The organism is Daejeonella sp., from assembly GCF_046590655.1.
Taxonomy (GTDB): Bacteria; Bacteroidota; Bacteroidia; order Sphingobacteriales; family Sphingobacteriaceae; genus Daejeonella.
The window spans coordinates 1-22,269 of record NZ_JBKJUM010000038.1; the positions used below are offsets into that span (position 1 = coordinate 1).

General features: G+C 42.1%; 14 protein-coding genes and 1 tRNA gene. 12 read left to right on the forward strand and 3 right to left on the reverse strand.

The window, feature by feature from the left end:
• Positions 1 to 292 precede the first annotated feature (292 nt).
• Positions 293 to 366: transfer RNA gene (locus tag ACLL8Z_RS03985), tRNA-Pro, on the reverse strand.
• Between the two features lie 478 nt (positions 367 to 844).
• Here ACLL8Z_RS03985 and ACLL8Z_RS03990 point away from each other — a divergent pair.
• The 3 genes from ACLL8Z_RS03990 to ACLL8Z_RS04000 all read left to right on the forward strand — a co-directional run bounded on the left by ACLL8Z_RS03990 (position 845) and on the right by ACLL8Z_RS04000 (position 5,715).
• On the forward strand, positions 845 to 1,165 hold the full coding sequence (locus tag ACLL8Z_RS03990) for a hypothetical protein (protein ID WP_411273466.1): 321 nt from the start codon (positions 845 to 847) through the stop codon (positions 1,163 to 1,165).
• 99 nt (positions 1,166 to 1,264) lie between these two features.
• Entirely contained in the window at positions 1,265 to 3,838 is a 2,574-nt protein-coding gene (locus ACLL8Z_RS03995) for a YbcC family protein (protein WP_411273467.1), read from the forward strand.
• A gap of 5 nt (positions 3,839 to 3,843) precedes the next feature.
• Positions 3,844 to 5,715, forward strand: coding sequence for a proton-conducting transporter membrane subunit (locus tag ACLL8Z_RS04000; RefSeq protein WP_411273468.1), 1,872 nt, complete (start codon positions 3,844 to 3,846; stop codon positions 5,713 to 5,715).
• 116 nt (positions 5,716 to 5,831) lie between these two features.
• On the opposite strand, the gene ACLL8Z_RS04005 is transcribed toward ACLL8Z_RS04000, so the two are convergent.
• Positions 5,832 to 6,011, reverse strand: a complete 180-nt coding sequence (locus ACLL8Z_RS04005; protein ID WP_411273469.1) for a hypothetical protein — start codon at positions 6,009 to 6,011, stop codon at positions 5,832 to 5,834.
• A gap of 89 nt (positions 6,012 to 6,100) precedes the next feature.
• Positions 6,101 to 6,634 carry a hypothetical protein gene (locus tag ACLL8Z_RS04010; protein WP_411273470.1) on the reverse strand — a complete coding sequence of 178 codons (534 nt, stop codon included), beginning with the start codon at positions 6,632 to 6,634 and terminating at the stop codon, positions 6,101 to 6,103.
• 449 nt (positions 6,635 to 7,083) lie between these two features.
• Here ACLL8Z_RS04010 and ACLL8Z_RS04015 point away from each other — a divergent pair, with 449 nt between their 5' ends.
• The 9 genes from ACLL8Z_RS04015 to ACLL8Z_RS04055 all read left to right on the forward strand — a co-directional run bounded on the left by ACLL8Z_RS04015 (position 7,084) and on the right by ACLL8Z_RS04055 (position 22,262).
• Positions 7,084 to 10,176, forward strand: coding sequence for a PVC-type heme-binding CxxCH protein (locus ACLL8Z_RS04015; RefSeq protein WP_411273471.1), 3,093 nt, complete (start codon positions 7,084 to 7,086; stop codon positions 10,174 to 10,176).
• Between the two features lie 57 nt (positions 10,177 to 10,233).
• Positions 10,234 to 11,349, forward strand: a complete 1,116-nt coding sequence (locus ACLL8Z_RS04020) for a Gfo/Idh/MocA family protein (protein ID WP_411273472.1) — start codon at positions 10,234 to 10,236, stop codon at positions 11,347 to 11,349.
• 552 nt (positions 11,350 to 11,901) lie between these two features.
• Positions 11,902 to 12,201: a hypothetical protein gene (locus ACLL8Z_RS04025; protein ID WP_411273473.1), complete on the forward strand. Its 300-nt coding sequence runs from the start codon at positions 11,902 to 11,904 to the stop codon at positions 12,199 to 12,201.
• A 10-nt stretch (positions 12,202 to 12,211) separates the two neighbouring features.
• Positions 12,212 to 12,745 carry a DUF1003 domain-containing protein gene (locus tag ACLL8Z_RS04030; protein ID WP_411273474.1) on the forward strand — a complete coding sequence of 178 codons (534 nt, stop codon included), beginning with the start codon at positions 12,212 to 12,214 and terminating at the stop codon, positions 12,743 to 12,745.
• A 220-nt stretch (positions 12,746 to 12,965) separates the two neighbouring features.
• Positions 12,966 to 15,143, forward strand: coding sequence for a TonB-dependent receptor family protein (locus ACLL8Z_RS04035; RefSeq protein ID WP_411273475.1), 2,178 nt, complete (start codon positions 12,966 to 12,968; stop codon positions 15,141 to 15,143).
• A 421-nt stretch (positions 15,144 to 15,564) separates the two neighbouring features.
• Positions 15,565 to 18,330 (forward strand): DUF1553 domain-containing protein, encoded by a 2,766-nt coding sequence (locus ACLL8Z_RS04040; RefSeq protein ID WP_411273476.1) that lies wholly within the window; start codon positions 15,565 to 15,567, stop codon positions 18,328 to 18,330.
• A 48-nt stretch (positions 18,331 to 18,378) separates the two neighbouring features.
• Positions 18,379 to 19,890 (forward strand): DUF1501 domain-containing protein, encoded by a 1,512-nt coding sequence (locus tag ACLL8Z_RS04045; RefSeq protein WP_411273477.1) that lies wholly within the window; start codon positions 18,379 to 18,381, stop codon positions 19,888 to 19,890.
• Between the two features lie 17 nt (positions 19,891 to 19,907).
• A complete protein-coding gene (locus tag ACLL8Z_RS04050) occupies positions 19,908 to 20,849 on the forward strand; it encodes a sugar phosphate isomerase/epimerase family protein (RefSeq protein ID WP_411273478.1) in 942 nt (313 codons plus the stop codon).
• Positions 20,850 to 20,861: 12 nt separating this feature from the next.
• Entirely contained in the window at positions 20,862 to 22,262 is a 1,401-nt protein-coding gene (locus ACLL8Z_RS04055) for a c-type cytochrome domain-containing protein (RefSeq protein ID WP_411273479.1), read from the forward strand.
• The last annotated feature ends 7 nt before the right edge of the window (positions 22,263 to 22,269 follow it).

Sequence of the window (22,269 nt, forward strand, 5' to 3'; positions counted from 1 at the left end):
ACTTTTAAAGTTTAACATAAACTGATTTGAACTATTTAAGTCCAAACAGGTCACCAGAAAAACATAAAAGTGATCCTTTTCGATCTATCTGAGTTTAAATTATATTGATGTATAGATCTTATAATCAATTAATTAAACCCATTCTGGTGACCTAAGGTAAAAAATAATTTAGGTCACCTAATGGTTCTCAGATAGTATGGATTGAAACGGATTGATATGAACTGTTTAAAAGCAGAAAAGCCTCTAAATAATCATATTTAGAGGCTTTTGCATCCAGATGAACTGGCTTTTGTCGGGGTGGCAGGATTCGAACCTACGACCTCCTGGTCCCAAACCAGGCGCGATACCGGGCTACGCTACACCCCGAACAATTAACAATGATAATCGGTGTTTTTCATTTGTTAAGGGACTGCAAAGATAGACTTTTAAGAGTCTGTGCCAAATATTTTTGAAAATATTTTGGATATGCAAATGATGCTTGCCAATGCTCCATTGTAACCGATTGATCTACAGGTTTAAGCTGAACAACCATGAGCGGGGAGTCAACCTAAATGTCGGCAGGAAGGAATCAAAACGCGACTTGAACTATTCAAATCCGTCTAAAGCAAAAAATGCTTCCCCGATTTCGGTGAAAGCATTTATCATCAACAATTAAAGGTTAAAATTATTCTTAGGAGATCAGGTCATTGTTATCGATTTTGATTTCTCGTAAAACTTAAATTAAATTTATCAGGATGGAATTTATTTTATTACGGAGAATCTTGTGAGAAGGTTACAAGAAGTTACATTCGAAACGTACCCCAGAGTATCAAAAAAAATCTTAAATTAGAATAAAATCTACACGGTGAAAAAGATATCGGTTTATCTGCTAATCTTCCTCCTTTATTTTGTGTATACCAGTGAAAGCGTGCGGATATTAGCCAGGGCCCTTGGCGACAAGTCTGCTTATACGTGGATGGACAAGATAGATTGCAGTGAAAACAGTGCTGAATCTGAAAAATCTAAGGAACAGAAGGAAAAAATTGAGTTTCTGGGCCATCACATTCCTACGCAGTTAAATTTAGCTCGAAAAGTATTAGCAGGCTTAAATTTTAATCACTGTATAAATTTCCCATCTTTCGAATATAGTCAGACAATTTATTCCCCTCCGGAATATTTCGCATAATCTCCAGACAAGTATCAATTCTTATTCAACGCATCATACTGTTATCGGATTTGACCGGTAATGATTGGTGTGCTTCGTTTGCCGACTTACACTAAAACAATGAAAGAAACAGGGACCTTAGAAACGCAGCTTATAAACCAGCCCGGCAATTTAACTTTGCATGAGTTTGATGTGAACCATACTATCCATCAGCTAAAACATTTTTTACCGTCACAAACTCCTTTAAAGGATTTTATTCATCATAATTCACTTCATGCTTTTCAGCACATGAAATTTTACGACGCTATTTTTAAAGCTTCGAAAATTTTTGGATACCAGGTTACTTTGCAATTGAGTGAGTTCCGGCAAATGTACAAGGATGGGAGAATCAGGAAGGATATCCTGGAGAAAGCCATTCTTCAGCGCAAGCCCGAATCTTCTCTTGATGAGTGGAAAAACAAGCTTATCCAAAAAGATTATGATCTTCATAACGACGCAAAAATAGGAGCCTTGCGAAAGGAGTGGAGCAGGCAGTACAATCTTGATCTAAGCTTTTTTGTGAACCCATTGTTATTCAGATTGCTGAATAGCTATCTTGACCAGGGAATTGCTTTGTGGAAATTTCCTCTTGAAGCCGGAGGGTTTTTAGCATCCGTCCGTGGACTTGAGCGCAATGGTTTAAGCAGTTTTTTCAGGACTGAAAGGGCGCGAAAGCTCCTTGCGGATGAAAATATAAATGTGACTGAGCTCCTTGAAATGCTTGTTGGAGATTCACGTTATTATGAGCAGTATCTCTTTGATCAGCAATTCGGTCACCCGGGATGGTCAGGTATGGCTGCGACTCTCGAAGACCAGCCCCATTCGCTGCTAGACAGAAGGGCTATTTCCCTGCAGGACCTGATCACGCTTGAACTGATTATGGAAATTGATATTCTTGATTCCCAATTGGGAAGCTGGAGCCCATTAGTAAATAAGCTATCTGTTGAGCCCGTCGATCTTTTCGCATCTGTTCCACACACGGAGTTAAACGCCGTTCTTACAATCTGGCAGGATGCTTTTGAGTGGAGTTATTACGACAGTGTACTGGCCGGCATTGAAGCAGATCGTGGAAGAGCACGGACAGTTTCGGAAGGGAAAAGCTTCCAGGCATTATTTTGCATTGATGAGCGTGAATGTTCGATAAGACGGCATATCGAAAACGTAGATAAAAACTGTGAGACTCTGGGAACACCGGGCTTTTTTGGAGTAGAATTTTACTTCCAGCCCGAAAATGGAAAGTTCTACGATAAATTATGTCCCGCGCCTGTTACCCCAAAATATTTAATTAAAGAGTCGGCCGTAAAAGGCAAGAGGAAACATGAGTTGCTTTATACCAAATTAGCCCATTCGTTTTTTATAGGCTCTTTAATCTCAATGACATTAGGATTTTTTGCCTTCCTGCGATTAATTTCAAATTTGTTCAGGCCTGTAATGAGTCCTGCTATTTCTAATGCTTTTGCTCATATGGGTAATGGCTCAGAGCTTACGATTGAGAATTTTAATGGAGATACAGAAAATGGTTTGCAGGTTGGTTTTACCGTTCCGGAGATGGCAGCACGTGTTGAAGGACATTTAAGAGGAATAGGCCTGATCAAAGATTTCTCAACTTTAATTTATATAATCGGTCATGGATCAAGCAGTGCTAACAATCCTCATCATGGGGCCCACGACTGCGGTGCATGCAGCGGCCGGCCAGGTTCAGTGAACGCCAGGGTTTTTGCCTTTATGGCCAACCATCCATCTGTTCGCTTGATTCTAGCTGAACACGCGATAAATATCCCCGAAGAAGTTCAGTTTTTAGGAGGCCTCCACGATACTGCTGCTGACCAAATCCAATTCTTCGACGATGATGTATTAAACCAGGCAAACCAGGAATTACATCACATCAACAAGAAGTCGTTTGAGAAGGCCCTTAACCTGAACTCCAAAGAGCGGTCAAGGCGTTTTGCATCTATCAATTCCAAAATGACAATAGATAAGATACGGAAAGCTATTTCAGACCGGTCGGTATCTTTGTTTGAGCCCCGGCCCGAGCTAGGCCACGGCACTAACACACTATGTATTGTAGGGAGCAGAAAACTTACAAAAGGAGTTTATCTCGACCGTCGAGCTTTCCTGAATTCTTATGATTACAGAACAGATCCGGAAGGGAAACTTTTAAGCGGTGTGATGCGACCTCTGGGGCCTGTTTGCGGAGGGATAAATCTGGAATATTATTTCTCACGGGTAGATAACTATAAATTAGGAGCAGGCACCAAGCTCCCGCACAATGTGATGGGGCTTATCGGAGTTGCAAATAGCAGTGATGGCGATCTTCGCCCGGGTCTGCCTGTTCAGATGATAGAAGTTCATGACCCTGTTCGCCTTCTCATTATTGTTGAGCATTTTCCAGAGGTAGTATTAAAGACGATCCAGGACGTTCCCGAAATGTACGAATGGTTTATTAACGAATGGGTACATCTTGTAGCTATCCATCCTGAAACACATAAATATCATCGGTTCAAGGATGGGGAATTCATCGCGTATGATACGCTGAAGAAAACGACCCAACTTATAGATGATTTCCACGGCTTTATTGAACAAGCGCCTGAAATGGAAACCAACAATATTCATCACGCTACAAAAGAAAATTTACCCGTTTACCTGCTCAGCTAAAACATATGGAACACATCCTTCAATTGTTCATTTTTATCCCACTCGCAGGTTTCATTATCTGTCTGTTTCTTCCTAAACTAAAAGAACGTTTCATCTCCGGACTGGCAATTACTACCTCTGCACTTCATTTAATAAGTATTGTAGCCTTCGTTATTGTTTGGATTATTAATGGATCACAGATACTTAATATTAAACACCTTACAGTATTTAGAAATGATGAAATAGAGATTTTTATAGCACTTTATTTTGATAGTATTGCAGCGATATTTGCTGTTATAGGTTCGGTGCTTACTTTCCTGGTTATCATTTTTAGTAAATATTATATGCACAGGGAGGAAGGGTTTAAACGCTTTTTCTCAACTGTACTAGCATTTTTCCTGGGCTATAATATTGTAATATTCTCCGGGAATTTTGAGACACTTTTTGTCGGATGGGAAATTCTCGGAGCTGCTTCATTCCTTTTGATCGCATTCTATCGCGACAGGTATTTGCCTGTGAGAAATAGCCTTAAAGTTATATCTGTGTATCGGTTAGGAGACCTTTGTCTGATACTTGCGATGTGGATGAGTCATCATCTTTGGTATGAGAATATTACGTTTGTTAAACTCGACGATGTTGATCTGGTAAACAATCAATTACAGGCTAATGGCACCTATGGGCTTTTTATAGGTATTATGCTTGTAATTGCTGCGGCAGCCAAATCCGCTCAATTTCCATTTTCATCATGGCTTCCCCGGGCAATGGAAGGTCCGACCACATCCAGCGCAATATTCTATGGATCGCTTTCCGTACACCTTGGCGTCTTCCTGCTTCTTAGAACCTATCCTTACTGGGAAAGCCAGGAATTTATCAAATGGCTTATAGTAGCAATAGGACTGGTCACTTGCCTGATAGCATCCTCAATTGCCAGTGTACAGTCATCTGTGAAGACGCAGATAGCTTATGCATCAATTGCACAGATAGGTTTGATGTTTATCGAGATAGCTTTTGGGCTTCACGTTCTCGCTTTAATACATTTTGCCGGTAATGCATTTCTAAGAACGTATCAGCTTTTAGTATCTCCATCTGTTCTGAGTTATCTGATTCATGATATGGTATTCAGCTTCCAGCCGCGTAAGAACAGAACGGATAGGCCGGGGGTAATCAAGCTTAAAAATGCCCTATACATTCTGGCAGTTAAAGAATGGAACCTCGACGGGATATTGTACAGAATTTTTTGGAATCCATTCAAAAAAATAGGACGTAGTATGAATTTTATTGATACTAAAGCGACGTCTATCGTAGTGGGATTGTTATTTCTATTTGGACTATACAGTAAATTCTATCAAGTGGGTATTCCAACTGTGTTGTTTAATGCATTGCCCATTGTTTTTTCAAGCGTTGGTTTACTTTTAATTATACGGGCATTTTCCGAGAGGGGGGAAGCACTCGATGCATGGTTTGCCGCAATAGCCGGACAATTGATGATGACTCTTTCAATAAATCTGATCAATGAAAAGTTCGGCTATCAGCAGGTAATTATTTACCTGAGCGGTATAATATTTTCTTCACTGGTAGGATATATCTGCCTTAGGCAAATTAAGCAAATTGATAATGACACGAAGCTTGATACATATCATGGGTATACATATGAGCGGCCGAAAACTGGATTGGTATTTCTGATAGCCTGTCTGGGCTTAATAGGTTTACCCTTGACACCCACATTTATCGGTATCGACCTTATGTTCAGTCACATAAAAACCGGTGAAATTGTAATCATTCTGTTTACGTCACTTAGTTTTCTATTTGTTGAGCTGGCTATTTTAAGAATTTATGCGCGAATTTTTATGGGCCAGCACAAGAAAAATCATCATCCGATAGCGTTTAAGTATTCCTAAATGCACAAGTGGGCAAGTGAAGGTTGCAAGTAAAAGTCCACATTTGGATGATAGACCATAAAAAAAGAGGACTGCTTCGGCAACCCTCTTTAACTCAATTGGTTTTAATATGTAGATTACTGGATTGAATCTACAACTACTGCTGTGTCTCCAGCAGCTGTTGTATCCACTGGCATAGAGTCAATAACTCCATTTGTGGTATCTGTATCAGACTCTACAGAATTTGAATTGTTGCAAGAAGCGGCCAGCAGGCTAAACACAAGAAAAAAAGAAAACAATTTAAATAAGCTTTTCATAAATATTTACTGAATGATTTAGTTGTAGATCGATAAAGTTAAAAAAACAAACGCGGCTCTTATCCCGCGTTTGTTTCATTTAATCAATTCTAACGGTGAATATATTCTCCATTATTATTTTTCCAGTGGTTTTCCAGATAATCTGCATCTTCCTGTGTTCTTGGGTTTACGCCCATCACGATTCCGCCTTCTTTCACACCAGACTCGTATTCTTTCGCTCTGTCTTCTGGTATTCCAGAACCAACCAATGCTCCAACAATACCACCCGTCAAGCCACCAGCGCCTGCGCCGGCAAGTCCTGCTGCGATAGGACCTGCTATTACCAATCCCAATCCAGGCAGAGCTACTGCTGTACCAATCGCTGCTATAGCACCAATAATTGCACCTGCTGTTCCTCCAATGGCAGAACCTGTTCCAGCACCCTCAAGCGCTTTATTACCCAGATCCGTGTCGGTATCTGAGTTTTCGAAATGCTTCTTCCGTGTATCGGCAGACATCATCAAGTTAACTTCATCTTTAGTATAACCACGTTCGTGTAATGCGTTATAAGCACCTTCCGCGCTCTGGCGATCCCTGAACATCCCCGTCATCATGCGGTTCTCATTTGATCCATTATTTTCCATGTTTTTCGAATTAGATATAGTTTAATTATAGATATGTATATAATTCCAACAAGATTCGGCGTCAGGGGTTTTAAATTTTAAAAAAAAGTGAAGCTTCTATCCCGAATTGGTTTTTTCTAAACCGGATGATTTCCAATCAACGATTATTTCACTTTCCAGCAATCTCTGTTTTCTTTGATTCCGTTGGGCATACTGAAAACGGATTATGCACCAGGATCGCAGAAATGGATTCCTATCGGTTTAAATTACCGGGAGTTAGAAAAAAAATCACTTCAGTAATGACTTGAAGAAATTTTTTACTAAATTTCTAGTGTGTAAACAAACGGGTTTATCACTTTTAAAATTGCTTACATTCAGATAAAACCGGCAGTAGCTTGCTTCTCAAATAATAATATCAATATGAACTCAAACATGCTTCATTGCGATTAAAAAAAATAAATTATATACATATGAAAATGGATCACTATTCGAAGAGATGTTTAGAAGTTCTAAAGCTTGTAGTAGCATTGGTACCGATTTTATTATTTCTAAAGGCCTGTACTTCTGCATCGAGTAAACAACTCCAGAGCAGCGTGTATACAATTGACACTCTTATTACTGAAAGCGAAAAACGATTAGCTGAAAACGCTTTGAAAGGCCTTTTAGTTGTGCCGGGTTTACTGGTGCAAACCATGGCCACTGAACCCCTTTTAATCAATCCTACAAATATTGATGTTGACGAGCATGGAAGGGTATGGGTAACTGAAGCTTACAATTACCGTTTTAAAATTAACAGTAATCAACCAAGGCCGGAGGGTGACCGGATTCTAATATTGGAAGATAAAGATGGAGACGGACGCCTGGAAACCAGCACCGTTTTTTACCAGGGACCAGAAGTGAATGCTCCTTTAGGTATTTCGGTTTTAGGGAACAGGGTACTGGTTTCACAAAGCCCTTATGTCTGGGCATTTTACGATGATAATGGCGATAACAAAGCGGATCGCAAAGAAATATTATTTCAGGGAATAGGTGGCGAGCAACATGATCATGGTATGCATTCTTTTACTTTTGGCCCTGATGGCAAGTTATATTTTAACTTTGGAAACGAAGGCAAAACACTACGGGACAAAAATAATAAGGTGGTGTTAGACCAGGATGGAGATGAAATAGGTCCCAAGAAATACCGTGAAGGAATGATCTTCCGATGCGATCCGGATGGCTCTAATGTCGAGTGTCTTGGAAATAATTTTAGAAATAACTATGAACTGGCCGTGGATAGTTATGGGGGAATTTGGCAAAGTGATAATGATGATGATGGGAATAGGGGAGTTCGGATTAATTACGTCATGGAATACGGCAATTATGGGTTTAAAGATGAAATGACTGGTGCAGGCTGGCAGGCAAAGCGAACAAATCTGGAAGATTCCATTCCTTTGCGTCACTGGCATCTTAACGACCCGGGAGTAGTACCAAACCTTTTGCAGACAGGAGCTGGCTCTCCTACAGGAATGTTGATTTACGAAGGCTCTTTATTGCCTATGCAATTTCAGAATCAAATGATCCACTCTGATCCAGGACCAAATGTAGTTCGTTCATATCCTGTAAAAAAAGACGGAGCAGGGTATACGGCTGAAATAGTAAATATCTTAAAAGGTGTTAATGACCAATGGTTTCGTCCTGCCGATGTTTGTATTGCACCTGACGGCTCTCTGATTGTTGCCGATTGGTATGATCCTGGTGTGGGCGGCCATCGGGTTGGTGATCTTCAGCGTGGTCGCATTTACCGGATTGCGCCTTCAATTTCAGAATATCGTGTACCAGTACAAGATTATAATACACCAAACGGTGCGATATTAGCTCTGCAAAATCCAAATCTCGCTGTTCGGAGACATGCCTGGATCGCCCTTCATGAAATGGGGGCAAAAGCAGTTCCTGCTTTGGAAAAATTATGGCGGAAGGCCCCTAATCCGCGTATGCGTGCCCGAGCTTTATGGGTATTGGCTAAAATGCCAAAAGGCGAAAAATATATAAATGAAGCATTAAATGATGATAACGCTGACCTAAGGATAACCGGAATAAGGGCGGCCCGGCAAGTAGGCGTCGACCTTACTACAGTCGTGAGAAAGTTAGTAAAGGATAAAGATCCTCAGGTGCGCAGGGAATGCGCGATAGCACTTAGACACATTCAATCACCGGATGCTGCGAAGCTTTGGGCCGCGCTCGCTGTACAGAACAATGGCAAAGACCGCTGGTATTTAGAGGCCCTGGGGATTGGGGCAGATAGACAGTGGGACAGTTTCTTTTCAGAATATTTGAAAATCGTAACAAACCCATTGTTAAGTGCTGGTGGTAGGGATATTATCTGGCGAGCACGGACAGATAAAGCACTGCCTTTTCTTGCAAAACTTGCTTCCGATCAGGGAGCAGACATTAAAACAAGATTAAGGTATTTCCGTGCATTCGACTTTAATACCGGTTCCGGGAAATCGAAGTTTTTGCTTGAGATGATAGAAAAAAACTCCAGTAACGATATAGAAATGAACAGATTGGCATTACATCACCTTAGTCCGGAAGATGTTCGTCAATCCGCTATAGCGATCAAAGCTATAAAGGATGTTTTAATCTCGCTTTCAGGTAAAGCAGAATATATAGACATGATCAGGAAGCACCAGCTAAAAAGTGAAACCCCTAAACTGCTTGACCTGGCAATAGCGAAAGCAAACGAGCCAATAGGTATTAATGCAGCCCGATTAGTGTTTGAATTCAATCAAGGACAGGTATTTCAGGATGTTCTCATGAATAACGATGCTGAAAAGATAAATGCTGCACTAACAGTATTGGGAAGCTTGGGTAATAAAGATGCGATTGATATGTTAGAGCATGTAATGTCCGACGAATCCCGGAGTAATTCTGTCCGCCAAAAATCTGCTCAAATGATTGGGAAAAGCCAGAGTGGCGAAGACAGGGCGTTAGAACTGCTTCGTAAAACAAAAGTTCAGACTGAACTAATACCTTTTATTGTAGACGGCTTAAAAGCATCCCGACGGAAAGCAGTTTATGCTGAAGGGTTGACATTTTTACCGGGAAGTCTGAAAGTTGCCGGCCAAAAGCAAATCCCAAGCTTAAGTGAATTATTAGCTATGACCAGCAATAATAAGAACGGTGCAGCAGTATTTAAAAGATCTTGTTTCGTTTGTCATCAGATCAACGGCGAAGGCTTCGATTTTGGCCCCAAGCTCACAGAGATTGGCTCTAAGCTTCCAAGGGAAGGACTGCTTGATGCTATTGTCAGACCTTCGGCAGGTATCAATTTTGGCTATGAGACCTGGCAGATTGATATGAAAGACGGATCAAACCTCATAGGAATTATAACTAGCAGAACAGAAGATGAAATCGAGGTAAAATATCCGGCAGGGATAATTCAAAAAATTAAAACCACTAACGTCAAAACTATTAAGAATTTACCTGAATCAATGATGCCCGAAGGGATGCATAACAGCTTAACCAAGCAGGAGCTTGCCGATCTGATCGATTACCTTGCTACACTAAAGAAAAAGAGCTGAAAATGGAACAAATACGTCAGAATAAGTTAATATAGACCAAACTTAAAAAAAGCAGCAATGAATTCACGTCGCAATTTTTTACAGAAACTTACCGGTACAGCTTTTGCCTTATATCTTCCCTGGGAAGCTTTGGCAAACAGCAAGAATATCTACAAACCGGTTGACGATGGTCCAGTCCTCAGAGTAGCAATTATGGGTTTAGGTAGCTACGGCAACCGTGTGGCCGAAGCAATGAAAAACTGTAAGCGAGCGCGGATAACCGGCCTTATTAGTGGTACACCCTCGAAGATAAAAGACTGGCAGGAGAAATATAAAATTCCATCCGCGAATTGCTACAATTATGAAAATTTCGACCGCATTAAAGATAATCCGGATATAGATGCCGTATACGTAATTACCCCTAACGCTTTGCATCACGACCAGGTGATACGGGTTGCGAAGGCCGGTAAACACGTTATTTGCGAAAAACCAATGGCTCTAAATGCGAAGGAAGGAACAGAAATGATTGCAGCCTGCAAAAAAGCCAATGTCAAATTGCTTGTTGGATACCGCATGCACTTCGAACCAAAGACACTGGAAATAATCAGAATGAGAAATGAAGGCGATTTAGGAAAAGTTATGTTTTTCCAGGGACTCTGCGGCTTCAAAATCGGCGATCCAAGCCAATGGCGTTTGAATAAGCAGCTGGCCGGCGGGGGATCAATGATGGACATTGGAATTTATGCAATCAATGGCTCAAGATATATGATTGGCGAAGATCCTATATGGGTTACAGCGCAGGAAACCAAAACTAATTTGGAGAAATTCAAGGAAGGGGTTGACGAAACTATACAATTTCAGATGGGATTTCCTGGTGGAGCAGTGGCATCCTGTTTATCAACATATAATATGAATTACCTGGATCGTTTTTTCCTAACTGCAGAAAAAGGCTTCGCAGAACTACAGCCTTCTACGGGTTACGGTCCTATCCGGGGGCGTACCAACAAGGGTGAATTGAATCAGTCGCATGTAACACACCAAACAGTGCAAATGGATGAAATGGCCGGCATTCTTTTGGAAGGAAAAAAACCTATAGTTCCGGTTGACGGTGAGGAAGGCCTGAAAGATTTGAAAATTATTGACGCGATATATTTAGCGGTAAGAACAGGTAAAAAAGTAAGTATTAGATTGTAATTCCCATTAATATTAAACAAAAAATGAAACGGTCTCAAATGGGCATCTCCGATTCAATTTGAAACTAATCTACTGATTTAAGCCGCGTCAAACTGTCAGCTTCGCCGACAGACGAGTGGTTCTAGACATTTTCTACACCGTTTCTAGACCCTTGGTACAGCGGTCAAAGAGCGGTCAACGAGCGGTATCTGAGCGGTATCTGAGCGGTCAAAAGTGTTGTTTGAGCGGTCAATTAGCGGTCGACGAGCGGTCAATTTGACTTTATTTTGGCAATACCTGATCAGGTCACCAAGCTGGAGGAGCTATAGAAATTTGTTCCGACAAGGCGACGATTTTTGTTTTTACCAAAAAGGCCGTCCAGAATACAATTTGAGACGGCCTCATTTTTTTGCTTAGAGAGAGCGACTGTAAACCTACTTTAAATGAAATAAAATTCAGTATCAAATAATTTCTTCGCTGCTCAATAAAAAATGCCGCCCTTTGTCGACCATGCCAACTCCGATGGACTGAGAATAAACAACTGACTGACTACATTAAATTTAACTTTGACAGATGGCAAATAATACATCCCAACACATATTAAACACTTCTGCTAACCTATTAGGATTTTGCCTTTTCGTAATTACATCGTTGCATATTGCCAGCAAGACAGAAACACACATCATTGACGAGTTGACTTCTAGCTTTGCGGTGTTGCTGACTTTTTCGTGTATTTTTTCGTTCGCATCTATCAGGACATCAGACCTGAAAAGAGAAAAACGACTTGAGACAATTGCTGACTACTTGTTTGTTATTTCACTGATTGGAATTCTAATCATCATTTTACTAATCACCTTAAACTTTCTTAAATAAACTTTCAATCATGGACATAACAAATTTCGTTAAATCAGAAGACGAACAACTTGCCAAACTTCAACAAATAGTCAAGCAAGCGATTGCAGAAGAAAAGCTCATTGTTGAAAATCTTTTACATCAACCAAAGGAAACTTTAAGCAGAGGACAAACCATTTCTGACAAGGTTGCGAGTTTCGGTGGTAGCTGGAAATTTATTATTTCCTTTTCAGTTATTCTTTCCGCCTGGATTTTGTTCAACACACTTGCACCAAATCGAGAGGTCTTTGACCCGTATCCTTTCATCCTTATGAATTTGGTTTTATCTGCAATCGCTGCCTTGCAAGCACCAATAATTATGATGAGCCAAAATCGGAAAGAAGAAAAAGACAGAAAGCGAAGTGAGAATGACTACCTGATAAATCTGAAAGCGGAATTGGAAGTAAGGAGTTTACACCAGAAAATTGACTTGCTTTTAGAAGAACCGATAAAAGTTTTGTTTGACAGCCAAGCGACACAATTAGAACTGCTGAAAAATATTGAAGCGAAATTAAACGCAAGATAAATGACCTACAAACATGACAGAACAACCTTCGTAACGAAAGTGGGGCTGTTTGTAGATAACCCCGTTCTGCTAAGCGTTTCAAAGTAATAGTAGTCACCAGAATTGCCCAGCCTCCCATTCCTTTCCGGCTCCACTAAGTGCCTTATAAACTAATAACCAGCTTTTCTTTTCCTTATATTTGCAGGCTATTTGATCAACGGACTGTTACCTATTTAGAGCTATGAGACTATTACTAACAGTCCTATTTGCAGCTACCTTATTTCCAGCCATCGCCCAAAGGGGTGTCAAAGATACTTCACGGACACTTGATGAAGTAACCGTTAATAGCATCCATAAACAACGGGACATTGCCCGGATGGATTCGGTCAAAGGCATGTTTATTTATTCTGGAAAGAAAAATGAAGTGATCAGCCTTTCTTCAAAAGATGCTTCGCTCTCCGAAAAATACGGCAGGCAGATTTTTGCCAAGATCCCAGGTGTATTTATCTACGACATGGATGGAACGGGAAATCAGCTGAATATTTCTACCCGGGGCCTTGATCCGCACCGGGGGTGGGAGTTCAATATCCGTAAAGACGGCATCATGACCAATTCCGATATCTACGGATATCCGGCCAGCCATTACAATATCCCCCTGGAAGCCGTTGATAAAATAGAACTGGTCCGGGGTACCGGCTCCCTTCAGTACGGTGCCCAGTTTGGAGGCATGCTGAATTATGTCAGCAAACAGCCGGATTCTACCAAAACCTTGGCTTTCGAGAGCATCAATACTGCCGGATCGTACGGACTGCTTAGCACATTTAATTCTTTAAGCGGAACCAAGGGCAAGTTTAGCTATTATGCCTGGTTCAATAATAAATCAGTAAAGGGCTACCGGGATAACGGTGATTCCAAAAGCAATGCACAGAATGTTTCTATGTTCTACCATGCGAACAAAAATATACTGTTAAAAGCAGAATGGACACGTTCTGATTATACCATCCATCTGGCCGGGCCACTTACCGATGCCATGTTTCAAAATAACCCGCAATTGGCTACCCGTTCACGAAATTACTATAGCCCTAAAATTCATGTCCCGTCTTTAACCCTGGATTGGAAAACAGGTGCCAATACCCAGGTACGGCTGACCAGCTCGGCGGTTTTAGGAGAACGCAACAGTGTCATGTTCGATAAACCAGCTACCAACGTGGATGTTATAGATCCTGCTACTCAGCAGTATGCCAACCGGCAAGTGGATATCGATAATTATAACAGTTATACGACTGAACTCCGGCTGCTCCATTCGTACCCTTTACTCAAGCAGATCAGTAACCTGGTGACCGGTATCCAGTATATGAACAACGACCTTCACCGGAGACAGTTAGGAAAAGGAACGACCGGTTCAGACTATGACCTTTCGCTGGTAACACCCGGATTCGGAAGAGACCTGCATCTGAAGTCGGCCAATGTCGCCGTATTCGCAGAGAACCGCTTCACACTTTTCAACGGGTTTTCTGTAAGTGCAGGAGCAAGAATGGAAATCGGCGACACTAAAATGAATGGGGTTATTAAGAACTATCCGGATAACGCCATCCCCAATAAAATCAAGCACCGCTTTCCCTTGTTCGGGCTGAATTCCCAATATGCGATAAACGGAAATATGAATTTATACGCAGGCTGGTCACAAGCATACCGCCCCGTAATTTTTAAGGATATTATTCCTGGTTCGCTTTATGAAATCGCTGATAAGAATTTGAAAGACGCCCAAGGATACAACTTAGAAGCAGGCTTTCGGGGAAACTGGAAAGCGTTGAGCTGGGATGTGAGCTACTTCCAGTTGTTATATAAAAACCGGCTGGGTACGCTGGCACAAAAAAACACTGCGGGAGAAGAAATCATCTTTCGGACAAACATCGGCCATTCGATGACCAGCGGCCTTGAACTGTTTACCCAGGCTGAATTCCTGCTAAGTAAAACCTCAAGCCTGACCCTCTTTACGGCTACGGCCTTTATGGACGCCAAATATCGGGATGCCGTGGTGCGTTCAGGCACTGCCAATATTCCCATAAACGGCAATAAGGTGGAAAGTGTGCCAGAGTGGCAAAGCCGGAACGGAATTACCTTTAAAATTAAACAGGTCAGTTTAAGTGGCCTTTACAGCTATACTGCCAAGTCTTTCGCCGATGCCTTCAATTCAGTAACGCCTACCGCCAGCGGTTCAGCCGGTCTTGTGCCGGCTTATCATCTTTTCGATTTTAATAGCAAAATCAGTTTAACCCGCCGTTTTCAATTAAGGCTGAATTTGAACAATGCTTTTGATAGGCAATATTTTACCAAAAGACCGCAGTTTTACCCCGGCCCCGGTATCTGGCCTTCGGACGGCAGGACTTTTTCCGCTTCGCTGGGCATAAAAATTTAACAAGTACCGCACACTCGACTTAGGTTTATAGTTCCCTATGTGCTCCAATCCAGTAAACCGTGCCAAAATACCTGTTGGAAGAATTGAAAAGTGGAAGTTTTTACTCGTTCTCCAGGCGTAGGGAAGTCCGGTATTCTTTGACCCCGTTGGCACAAAAAGGAACATTTCCCCATTCTGCATGTCGCAGCATCAAACTTTAATGGAGTAAAAGTGAGTGGTCGACCACTCATGGGTTTACTAATTAGTTTAAGTTTCAAAAGGGTCGATAAATCCATACATCAAGTTTAAGTCTTCCCTGTAAGACTTAATAACGTTATCCTTTTAATCATTCCCGCTTTGGTTGTTTTTCACGGCACTAAACTAATTGTTATTTTATCCCTGGTAATAGCTAAATTAGAAACGAAACTCCAAACCAACAATCATGCAGCTTTGGAAAAATAAAAAGGTCCTTATTTCAGCTATAGCTTTAATTATAGTGGTTTTTATACTTGTTTCCAGCTTTGGTGACAATACCGTTGATTTCAGTACCCAGGTTAAGCCCATCTTAAATAAAAACTGCATAAGCTGCCACGGCGGAGTTAAGCAGCGTGGCGGTTTTAGTGTTTTATTCCGGGAAGAAGCCCTCGCAAAAACGGAGTCGGGGAAACCGGCCATCATTCCGGGAGATCCGGGCGCCAGCGAAATGATTCGCAGGTTAAAGGAAAAAGACCCGGAAGAGCGGATGCCTTATAAGCACCCACCTTTAAGTAAGGATGCGATAGATTTGTTAAGCACCTGGATAAAACAGGGTGCAACATGGGGCGAGCACTGGGCCTATATTCCTGTTCAACCCGTTGAAGTACCTAAACCAAAGGCTTCTTTATGGGGCTTGTTCCGTGCCCCGGATCTGGAATGGGCAAAAAATGATATCGACTATTTTATTTACGACCGATTAAAAAGGGAAGTCCTTGAGCCATCCCCACAGGCCGATAAAGCTACTTTGCTAAGACGGCTCAGTCTGGATCTGACCGGTCTTCCGCCATCTGCTGATCTTGGTAAGCAATTTTTAAGCAGTACCGATGATAATGCATATGAGCAAGCAGTCAATTCGTTGCTGGCATCGCCGCAGTTTGGAGAGAAGTGGACTTCGCTGTGGCTTGATCTGGCCCGGTATGCTGATACAAAAGGATACGAACGCGATGATAGCAGAAACATCTGGAGATATAGAGATTGGTTGATTCATGCATTTAATAGTGATAAGCCTTACGATCAGTTTTTAGCCGAACAACTGGCGGGCGATTTAATGGAAAATCCTACCGAGATGCAGTATATCGCTACCGCTTTTCATCGCAACACCATGACTAATGACGAAGGCGGTACCGATAATGAAGAGTTTAGAACGGCGGCCGCGATGGATCGCGTGAGTGCAACCTGGGATGGTGTGTTAAGTACTACGTTTGCCTGTGTGCAGTGCCATAGCCATCCTTATGATCCATTTAAACATGAGGATTATTATAAATTCCTGGCTTTTTTTAACAACTCCCGCGACGAAGACACCTACGCCGAATACCCCGTGTTACGACATTATTCGTCTAAGGATAGTTCTAAGGTGGAATATGTTACCAATTGGCTAAGAAAAAACGGGTATCCGTTGCAAGCCAAACAAACCCGGCTCTTACTTAAAACCTGGCAGCCAGCCATAAATTCTATACAAGCAGATCAGCTAATAAACAGCGCACTTTTGGATACCAAATATCTCGGTTTTCGCAATAATGGTTCGGCCAGATTAAAAGGTGTTAATCTGGAACAGAAAAGCCGGCTCATTTATCGTTACAATAGTTCTCAAGTGGGAGGGAAATGGACAATTCGCTTAGATAAACCTAACGGACCTGTACTAACAACCATAAGCATATCTCCGGTAAAAGAGTGGACGATTGCGCAGGTAGATTTTCCGCAAGCGGCCGGTGTGCATGATTTATTTTTCAGCTACAGCAATCCGAACCTAAAACTTAATGAAAACGGTTTAACTTTCGACTGGTTTCATTTTACCCAGCCCTTGCCCGGTAAAGGTCTCGAAGGCTATGCCCGTATGGAAAAAACCTTTTGGCAATTGTTAAAACTGAAAGTCGAAGGGACGCCAATAATGTTGGATAACCCAGCTGATATGCAGCGTACCACTAATATATTTGAACGAGGAAACTGGCTTGTAAAAGGAAAAGAAGTAAAGCCGGATGTTCCTGAATCTTTAAATCCATTTCCGAGAAATGCTCCGCGTAACCGTCTGGGCTTAGCCATGTGGCTTACCAGTAAAGATAATCCGCTTACGGCGAGAACCATGGTGAATCGCTTGTGGGAGCAGGTTTACGGCGTTGGTTTGGTGGAGACACTAGAGGATATGGGGACGCAGGGCATGTCACCAAGTAATAAGGAGCTGCTTGATTATCTTTCATATAAATTCATGAATGATTATAATTGGAGTGTTAAAAAATTACTTAAGGAAATGGTCATGTCTGCCACGTATCAGCAGGATAGCAAAGTAAGACCCGGGTTAATAGAAAAAGACCCTTACAATAAATTTCTTGCAAGAGGCCCGCGTGTGCGCCTTACTGGTGAACAGGTCAGAGATCAGGCACTTGCGGTGAGTGGTTTATTAAAATTGAAAATGTATGGTCCCGGAGTGATGCCATGGCAGCCGGAAGGAATATGGATGTCGCCATGGAATGGTCAAACCTGGAAACCTAGTCAAGGCGATGATGCGCACCGGCGTGCCGTTTACACCTACTGGAAACGCACTGCGCCTTATCCAACAATGATCACATTTGATGGTGCCGGGCGTGAAGTTTGTACTTCCAGAAGGATAAGAACCAATACACCCTTACAAGCTTTAGTTACACTTAACGATTCAGTATTTATCGAGGCTTCAAGAAGTTTTGCTTACCGGATGCAGCATGAAGCGATTAAGAAAAATGACGTAAAATCACAAATAAGTAAAGGATATGAGATTATGATGCTGAAGCCTATTTCAGCGAAGAAGCTGAACATCCTGGAACACTTGTATCAAAACGCTTTCCAGAAGTATCGCAAAGATCCTGGCAAAGCCGCAGAAATGATGGGAACTAAAAAAGTAAGTGTAGCTCCTGAACTTGCTGCACTTACAGTGGTTGCTAACGCGATGCTTAATCTGGATGAATTGATCACAAAAAATTAGGGATTTTACCAGCAAGGTAAATTCAAGATAGTAGATGGAGATAATTGAATGACCAGGAACGAACTTTATAATCAGCGGCTGGTAGAAGAGGCACAAGCTGCAGCAATACGGCAAGTAACAAGGCGACATTTTCTGAAAGAAAGTGCGATGGGTTTTGGGGCGCTGGCTTTGGGTTCTCTAATCGGGAGCTGTGGCTTTGGCGCCAGCGAATCTTCTAATCCCAATGCCTTCGATCCGGCACACCCGCTGGCACCCAAAATGCCTATGTTTCCCGGAAGGGCCAAAAGCGTCATTTATTTACACATGGCTGGTGCGCCATCGCAACTGGAGCTTTTCGATTACAAGCCGGAGCTAATGAAACTTGACGGACAACTTTGTCCGAAGTCCTTGTTAGAAGGGAAGCGCTTCGCCTTTATTCAGGGTGTGCCTAAAATGATGGGGCCGCAGGCAAAATTTGCACAGTATGGCGAAAGCCGAACCTGGGTAAGCGAATTATTGCCGCACTTTTCGACCATTGTTGATGAAGTAAGTATCTTAAAGGGGGTAACTACGGATCAGTTTAACCACGGACCAGCTCAATTGCTTATGCAAACTGGCGGAGCGCGTTTAGGTCGGCCGAGTATGGGTGCCTGGGTGACTTACGGATTAGGAACCGAAAATCAAAATTTACCCGGCTTCGTAGTGCTTACTTCGGGTGGTAAATTTCCCGATGCAGGAAAAAGCGTTTGGGGCAGTGGCTTCCTGCCTTCAGTTTACCAGGGCGTTCAATGCCGAAGCGAAGGTGAGCCAGTATTGTTCATAAAAGATCCGGAGGGAATGGATCGCGATTTACGCAAAGCCTCCATCAATGCGATCAATCAGGTAAACGAAGAAGAGTACAAGGAGTACGCAGATCCGGAAATCCTTTCCCGCGTATCTCAATATGAGATGGCGTATAAAATGCAGATCTCAGTTCCTGAAGTAATGAATATTAATGATGAGCCTCAATATATCCATGAGATGTATGGCACTCAGCCCGGTAAAGCCTGTTTTGCAAATAATGTTTTGCTGGCGCGGAAATTAGTAGAAAAAGGCGTTCGTTTTGTGCAGCTTTATGATTGGGGTTGGGATACACACGGAACAGCTTCAAATTTGTCTATTGATGTTGGCTTGGTTAACAAAGCCCGCGAAGTTGATAAGCCCATAACAGCTTTAATTTTAGATCTGAAACAAAGAGGCTTACTGGAAGATACGCTGGTGGTTTGGGGAGGAGAATTTGGCAGAACACCAATGATGGAGAACCGTGACGGGAAACCTAACCCATTTAAGGGGAGGGACCATCATGTGGAAGCAAGCACCATGTGGATGGCTGGTGGCGGCATCCGAAAAGGTGTTACCTATGGTGAAACAGACGAAATTGGGTATTACACGATTAATGGAAAAGTAACTCCTCACGACATTCAAGCTACTGTGCTGAACCAATTGGGTTTTGATCATGAGAAATTTATATTTGATTTCCAGGGAAGGCCGTTCAGATTGACGGATGTTTCCGGAAAAGTAATACAAGACATTGTCAGTTAAATTAACACAACTAATTAATGACTAAACCCGACAGCAGGAGAACTTTTCTTAAAACAAGCCTTGCAGCAAGCACAAGCTTGCTGCTCGCTAAACTCGACGTACTTGCAGAAGATTCTAAGCCTGAATTCATTCCTGATAAGAATTTTGATCTGAAAATATTGGCTACTAATTGGGGCTTTGACGGAAGTATGGATAGCTTCTGCGACAAAGTTAAGAAAGAGGGTTATGATGGCATTGAGGTTTGGTGGCCAGGAAGTATAGGTAAGCAAAATGAGCTTTTTACGGCACTAACGAAATACAGTTTAGACGTTGGTTTTTTATGTGGAGGAAACCAAAGCAACGCTAAAGAGCATCTGGAGAGTTTTAGCGGAGCTCTGAATGCCACAGCCTTTAACAAGAATCAAAAACCTTTATATATTAATTGTCACTCTGGTCGGGATTATTTTAGTTTTGAGGAGAATAAACGCTTTATTGATCTTACAACTTCTGTTGCTAAACAATCAGGTTTACTCATCTGTCATGAAACCCACCGGTCGAGAATGTTATATTCTGCACCTGTGGCAAAAGAATTCATTCTTAAAAATCCGGAATTGAGGCTAACAGCCGACTTGTCGCACTGGTGTACTGTAAGCGAGTCTTTTTTAGCTGACCAGGCTGATACAGTCAATCTCGCACTTAGCCGAACCGATCACATTCATGCAAGAATTGGTCATGCAGAGGGACCTCAGGTGAATGATCCGCGTGCGCCCGAATGGGAACATGCCGTTAAAGCGCATTTTGCCTGGTGGGATAAAGTAGTGGAGATGAAAAGAAAGGATGGCAAAGGCATTACTTTTCTAACTGAATTCGGTCCGGTCGACTATATGCCGGCGATGCCTTATACCCGCCAGCCGCTGGCAGATCAGTGGGCAATTAACGTACACATGCTTAAGCTTCTTCGCAATCGTTACAGTTCTTAATTAATCCTTATCGTGTTATCTTCCCTAATAGAATTTCCAGGCCGTTTTCATCCCGTATTAGTTCATTTACCCATTGGCGTCTTATTCGTTGCAATTTTACTTATCTGGTTATCTGAGAAAGAACAGTATTCAATTTCTCTGCCCTTGTTAAAAGTGGTCGTTCTGTTCGGAGTTTTATCTGCATTTGCAGCTTGTGTTACCGGGTATTTGTTGTCCAACAGTGGCGATTACGATGGCGATCTGATCGATTGGCACATGTGGATGGGATTGGGTGTATTAGCCGTTTCTGTTTTTCTGTATGTACAGGTTGCTTATTCGACCTTCAAAATATCTCAAAAAGTATTAGGTCTCGCTTTATTTATTTTAATTGGTGTTACAGGCCATTTGGGGGGCTCATTAACCCATGGTGCCGATTACCTGAGTTTTTCGCTCACAGCTTCTGCTGATACGTCGGGTATAATAAAGCCAATTGCCAATGTACAGGAGGCCAACGCTTACGCAGCCGTGATCCAGCCTATGCTGACAACAAAATGCTATGGCTGCCACGGCCCTAATAAGCAAAAAGGCGGTTTTCGCATGGATAGCCCAGCATCTTTAATGAAAGGCGGAAAGAAAGGTGTAAATATTGTGCCTGGCAAAGCCGATGAGAGTGAATTAGTAAAACGCTTGCTTCTTCCCGCTGAAGACAAAAAGCATATGGCTCCGAAAGAAAAACCACAGTTGGACGAAAAGCAAATCGCCATGATTGCCTGGTGGATTGATCAGGGAGCAAGTTTTGATAAGAAAGTCAAAGACTTACCACAAACCGAAAAAATTAACTTGTATCTACTCGCTTTACAAAGTGCTGCACCGAAAAAGGAAGCGCTCGCAACTATTCCCCAAAAAACCGTTGAAGCTGCCGATAATAAGTTACTTACCGCTTTAGATGCCAGAGGCGTTGTCATATTGCCAGTGGCCAAAAACAGTAATTACCTGATGGCTAGTTTTGTTACATCTACCGAAATTACGGATGCGGACTTACGTTTATTGCTCCCATTAAAAGAACAATTAATATGGTTAAAACTTGGCCGTGCACCTGTAACTGATGCATCTCTTACAATTATAGGCCAGTGTACCGGACTTACCGTTCTGCACTTAAATAATACGTTAATAACAGACCAGGGTTTAGCTTCGCTCAAAACCTTATCTCGGTTGAATACACTCAATTTGGTTGGGACAAAGGTTACTGAAGAGGGCCTAAAGCAGTTGCAAGGACTAAAGCAGTTGAGATTTCTATATCTGTATCAAACGCAGGTTAACCGAAGATACTGGTCTGTGTTGGAAGGGATGTTTCCTAAAACCAGAATAGATTCCGGCGGGTATGTTGTAAGGACGCTTGCTACTGATACTTTACAGAAAAAAGATGAATATTGATAGCTTT